At 45.5% G+C, this 5,146-nt stretch carries 5 protein-coding genes and 1 pseudogene; 5 read left to right on the forward strand and 1 reads right to left on the reverse strand.

Going from position 1 to position 5,146, the window contains the following annotated elements; all coding sequences use genetic code 11:
- Positions 1 to 154: 154 nt before the first annotated feature.
- From MJ769_RS03985 to MJ769_RS04005, 5 genes are all read left to right on the forward strand, one after another.
- Positions 155 to 457 (forward strand): type II toxin-antitoxin system RelE/ParE family toxin, encoded by a 303-nt coding sequence (locus tag MJ769_RS03985; protein WP_239234538.1) that lies wholly within the window; start codon positions 155 to 157, stop codon positions 455 to 457.
- Positions 447 to 1,532, forward strand: a complete 1,086-nt coding sequence (locus MJ769_RS03990) for a HigA family addiction module antitoxin (RefSeq protein WP_239234539.1) — start codon at positions 447 to 449, stop codon at positions 1,530 to 1,532. The genes MJ769_RS03985 and MJ769_RS03990 overlap by 11 nt, the downstream gene beginning before the upstream one ends.
- Positions 1,533 to 1,662: 130 nt before the next feature.
- Entirely contained in the window at positions 1,663 to 1,956 is a 294-nt protein-coding gene (locus MJ769_RS03995; RefSeq protein ID WP_445083064.1) for a DMT family protein, read from the forward strand.
- Between the two features lies 1 nt (position 1,957).
- Positions 1,958 to 3,292, forward strand: a complete 1,335-nt coding sequence (mpl, locus tag MJ769_RS04000; RefSeq protein ID WP_239234541.1) for a UDP-N-acetylmuramate:L-alanyl-gamma-D-glutamyl-meso-diaminopimelate ligase — start codon at positions 1,958 to 1,960, stop codon at positions 3,290 to 3,292.
- 479 nt (positions 3,293 to 3,771) lie between these two features.
- The gene (locus MJ769_RS04005) at positions 3,772 to 4,899 is read left to right on the forward strand and encodes a hypothetical protein (RefSeq protein ID WP_239234542.1); all 1,128 of its coding nucleotides are present in this window, start codon (positions 3,772 to 3,774) and stop codon (positions 4,897 to 4,899) included.
- Between the two features lie 137 nt (positions 4,900 to 5,036).
- Here the strand turns inward: MJ769_RS04005 and MJ769_RS04010 are convergent.
- Positions 5,037 to 5,146, reverse strand: a pseudogene (locus tag MJ769_RS04010) (IS110 family transposase); the annotation flags it as partial.

Raw genomic sequence — 5,146 nt, forward strand, 5'->3', positions numbered from 1 at the left:
AATGAGACAGGCACCATTGTTATTAGTTCCGTTAATTACGGTTCTCTACACTAGGTAGAGCACTTTTATCTCGACAATGACGAACCTGTCATATACCATTCACCTATAAGGTGAACGTCAAATACTAAATTTTCACTGTGCATAGGATGTAAATTTGATAGTCAATTTCAAGACTAAAAAGCTTGAGCAGTGCTATTGCCAAAGCAGCCAAGCCCAAAGGGAGTTTGGAGATCGCATTGCAACTAAATACATTCAAAGGGTTAATTTAATTAAAGCGGCAAAAGACTTAGATGAGCTTATGTCGCTGCCAGGCTTAAGGTGCCACCCTCTAAAAGGCAATAGACACGGACAGTATGCCGTCAATTTGACAGGGTTTTACAGGCTAATTTTTATGGTTGAAGGTGATCATTTAGAGATAGCCCAAATAAAAGAAGTGAGTAAACATTATGATGACTGAGACAGCTTTTATTTCTGATCTAGCCATACCACCCGGTGAGTACCTTGAAGAAGTGCTAGAAGATGTAGACATTAGTCAGGCAGAGTTAGCTAGGCGAATGGGAAGGCCTCCTCAAGCTATTAATGAAATTGTAAAAGGGGAGAAAGCTATAACGCCTGAAACAGCATTGCAATTAGAACAAGTCTTAGGTGTGTCAGCTCAGTTTTGGAGCAAACTAGAAACAGAGTACCGTTTAATTCTTGCTAAGAAACAGCAGCTTGAAGAAATTAAGACTGAAGAAAACTTGCTTTGCAAGTTTCCCTACCTTGAACTTAGCAAGCTAAACCTTGTAAAAAAAACTAGCGATAAGCTGAAGAAAGTTATTTCTCTAAGAGTGTTTTTTGGCGTTTCTTCATTAAATAATATTAGAACGGTTAAGGAGTTCGCTCCTGCATTTCGCCAACATGAAAAAAACACCGTGTCACATGAGTCTCTCGCTTCATGGCTAAGAGCAGGACATAGGATGGCAGACGATGCGGATGTGGAGCTTTTTTGCAAAGAGAAACTAAAGTTTAGTATTGCTAAACTTAGAGCGCTTACAAACATTGTTGAGCCAAATGAACTGATTAAAGAAATAAAGAAAGTACTAGCTGAATGTGGAGTTGTTCTTGCTCTAGCCCCGACCTTTCCAAGGTCCTACACTACAGGCGCAACATTTTGGTTAAATAACAATAAAGCTGTAATTATGATGTCTTTACGTGGTGCATGGTCTGATATTTTTTGGTTTAGTCTGTTCCATGAAATCGGGCACATTCTACTGCATGACAAGAGAGTCACATTCCTTGAAAACGGTAAATTAGACCCTCAATACCAAAAGCAAGAAAAGGAAGCTGATACATTCGCACAAACGGCTTTAATTCCAGTAACAGATTACAATATTTTTCTGAGTAATTCAGACTTTTCCAGTAATGCTATCAAGGCCTTTGCTGACACAATTGGAATATTTCCTGGAATTATTACAGGCCGTCTACAACACGATAGGAAATTACTGCATACGATCCATTACCATCGTGTGAGATATAAATGGAATGTATAAGCGCTCTAACTTGCTACGAAAAAATTCAGGCTAGCAGCCTGTCAGACTTAAAGAATCCGTACGAATAAACAATTTGAGCGCGGCATATGGCTTATCTGCAAACGATATTTTTTATGAATAACACCGTATTGTGACGAAATGGGGTAAGCAAGCAAGCCGTAAAGGGGCGGTTCACAAACTTGGATTTTTAAGAACGCCCTCCAATATTTGGATCACACACCCACTGTTAATTACTTCAAATATGTTCACGACTTTTCCCCAGCATGAACACTTCAATAAAATCACCTATTCGCTGTGGCACCTTGCTGCACGGGTGAGCTGGAACACCGCACGATCCAAATACTTGCGACAAGTGCCAGACAACCGCATCGGCTATGCCGCGCTGTGCTTGATGAGTGCGGTGTTTATTATTTTCAAGGCATAACATGCACATTCATATTCTTGGTATTTGTGGCACCTTCATGGGCGGCATTGCCGTGCTGGCCAAACAGGCAGGGCATCGCGTCACCGGCTGCGATGCCAACGTTTATCCGCCCATGAGCACGCAACTTGAAGCGCAAGGCATAGAACTGATTGAAGGTTTCGGCCCGGAACAAATCTCCCTGCAGCCGGACATTTTCGTTATAGGCAATGTGGTATCGCGCGGAAATCCGCTGATGGAAGAAATCCTCAATCGCAACCTGCCCTATATTTCCGGCCCGCAATGGCTGGCGCAAAATCTGCTGCAGGATAAGTGGGTGCTGGCAGTCGCAGGTACCCATGGCAAAACGACCACCACCTCAATGCTGGCGTGGATACTGGAATATGCGGGCCTGAACCCGGGTTTCCTGATTGGCGGCGTACCGCAGAATTTCGGACTCTCTGCGCGTTTAACCGATACGCCTTTCTTCGTCATTGAAGCGGATGAATATGACACCGCCTTCTTCGACAAACGCTCCAAGTTCATTCATTACCGTTCGCGCACCGTCATCCTCAACAATCTGGAATTCGATCACGCCGACATCTTTACCGACCTCGCCGCCATCGAAACACAATTCCATCATCTGGTGCGCACGGTGCCCGGCAACGGTCTGATAATCAGCAACGGCCGTGAAGATTCATTAAAACGCGTGATCAATCACGGCTGCTGGACGCCTGTGGAATTATTTGCCTGTGCGGAAGGCTGGAACATCGATGCAGATAATCGTGTGGCTTTAAATGGCGAAGCGCAGGGTGAACTGAATTGGGAGTTAATGGGTGAACACAACCGCTTGAACGCACTTGCCGCACTTGCCGCCGCGCGTCATGCCGGTGTGCCCGTGACACAGGGTTTGGCAGCATTGAGCGAATTTAAAAACGTCAAACGGCGCATGGAAATGCGCGGCGTGGTAAACGGTATCACCGTATATGACGATTTCGCGCATCACCCCACTGCGATTGCCACCACCGTGTCAGGCTTACGAGACAAAGCAGGTAGTGCGCGCATTCTGGCGGTGCTGGAGCCGCGTTCAAATACCATGAAACTCGGCGTGATGAAGAACGCGCTGCCTGAAAGTCTTAAGGATGCCGACCTGGTCTTTTGCTACGACTTCAATTTAGGATGGGATGCTCGGGCGGTACTCGCTCCGCTGGGAGACAGAGCTATCGTAAAAGATAATTTGGACGAATTGATAGTGGCCATTGTTGCGGTAGCTAGACCCGGCGATAATGTTCTGGTCATGAGCAATGGCGGATTTGGTGGGATACATGAGAAGTTGTTGCAGCGGTTAACCGATTTGTAGTACGAAGCGCCACTAAAAAAATATAGGTACGAAAATAATCTGTGCAGTAAATGCTCGCAATCTGTATTTTAGAGTTCGCAGTCTGCACTTCGCTTACGGTATGCACCATGGGCAACTGTTTCGGCGCTTTGGCCTAGACAATATCGAGCTTCGGCAGTTGAATTTCCAACCCATCTCCGTAAACGTTTAATAGCGCAATCTTCGTCTGGTTCTGAGTATATGCGGAAACTTTTCCCTCCATTGCCAAGTGAGTAGAAAAAGTCTTCACATCGGGCGCGCGCAGATTTTACGGATGGGGCTTGTCATGAAATAAAACAAAGTGTTATATTCAAAATATATAAGTTAGATCAGGAGAAATACCATAATACTTAACCCGCAACTTATCGCGCACTTGGTCTAATAATTTTGGAGGGTTTGCTATGATGTTTTACTCCTACGATTAGCCTATTCTATAAACTAAAACGTCTATTGGAGATTCCATGCAACTACCCACCGCAAGTATTGCTGCAACGCTACTACTCTTCGCTACGAACGCCTTAGCAGATCCAAATCAGTTCTGCCTAGAAATAGCTCGGCGCGGACTCTTTGATGCTGTCAATACGACCTTCATACAAGGCTCGTACGCAGAGGCAAAAAAGGCATATTGCAGCTCAAGAGACAAGAGCTTATCATCGTCAACAGACGGATCAATTTCTGGGTCAGTCGGTCCATTAAGTGCTAATGGCAGCAGTAGCTCAGCGCAGGCCGCTAAGGAGACCGAGATCATGTGCAGCTCGGACTACACGAGCGACAAACTCGCGACTGACTATCGCTCTAACCAGTCTATCTTGTCGAGTAATGCTATTAAGCTGGCAGCCCTCTGTGTTCCCAGAGAATCGAACATTATAGACTTTACGGGGCATTGGGTGGACGATGACTCTATCGCAAGTATTTCCCTAAAAACCTCTAAAGGTTCTCAGCGAATATCAAGGCCGACATACATCAGCGGCTCAATCAAATGCACGGGTGATCTGTTCGACGCAAAAGCTCGCCAGGAGATAAATTCTAATTATCTGACAATGACCTGTGAACGGCTACCAGAGTCCAGGAAGCAAATTGAGCCACGGCTAGTCCACGCAGGCGGGTTCGTCAACATATTCACAAACGCCGGCAATTTCACGGTGTTGTTTCCAAAAAAATACCAGCCGAGGAATTGCGATCCACAGAACATCGCGCTTATTGAAGACACAGATAAGATGGTCGGTGTTAAGCGCGACGCCTTTCTTTCTCGGGGAGCTATTTACAAGGGAATAACGGATACGGAGATCAGTAGTATTACACCGGGAGCGCTTCGGCGTGTCATGTTCCACTTCGATGCGGCCAGTTGTGGTACCTACGCATTGGAAGCAAACTATGCATCACCTGATAGACCTGAACAACGCCCAATGAAGCTATACATTGATGGCAAGCTGCGAAAGCGTGACGCAGTGGGCCTCTCCAATGGGTGGAAAGCAACATTAACAGAAGAATTTGTTTGGTTTGTTGACACGCCGGGATCACATACAGTAGAGCTCCGCAGCAACTCTCCAATTCCCCATATCCAAAGCCTTGAAATTACGCAGCGCTGACCGTCAAATTAAATTATTGACTGGTTCCAGTAGAAGCATGACGAAATAGGTGCCACGTAAATGTGCGGGGTCTACCATTGAAATGTGGATGACGACCGTCGATGAAAAGCGTAGCCATGTAGATACCGTCTTTAAAGTCAAGCATTTTTTTTCAGATAATTGTGTTGATATGGCTGTTGAGTTTTGAGTACACCAAAGCACAAATGTACCAACTTACGCATTGCGGCACCGAGGGAAGACATCTTGG

Origin of the sequence: Candidatus Nitrotoga sp. BS (genome assembly GCF_927797785.1) — a bacterium.
Lineage (GTDB): Bacteria > Pseudomonadota > Gammaproteobacteria > Burkholderiales > Gallionellaceae > Nitrotoga.

Coding starts and splice junctions, on each gene's coding strand:
- MJ769_RS03990 (WP_239234539.1), top strand. CDS start 447: ATGATGACTGAGACAGCTTTTATTTCTGATCTAGCCATACCACCCGGT.
- mpl (WP_239234541.1), top strand. CDS start 1,958: ATGCACATTCATATTCTTGGTATTTGTGGCACCTTCATGGGCGGCATT.
- MJ769_RS04005 (WP_239234542.1), top strand. CDS start 3,772: ATGCAACTACCCACCGCAAGTATTGCTGCAACGCTACTACTCTTCGCT.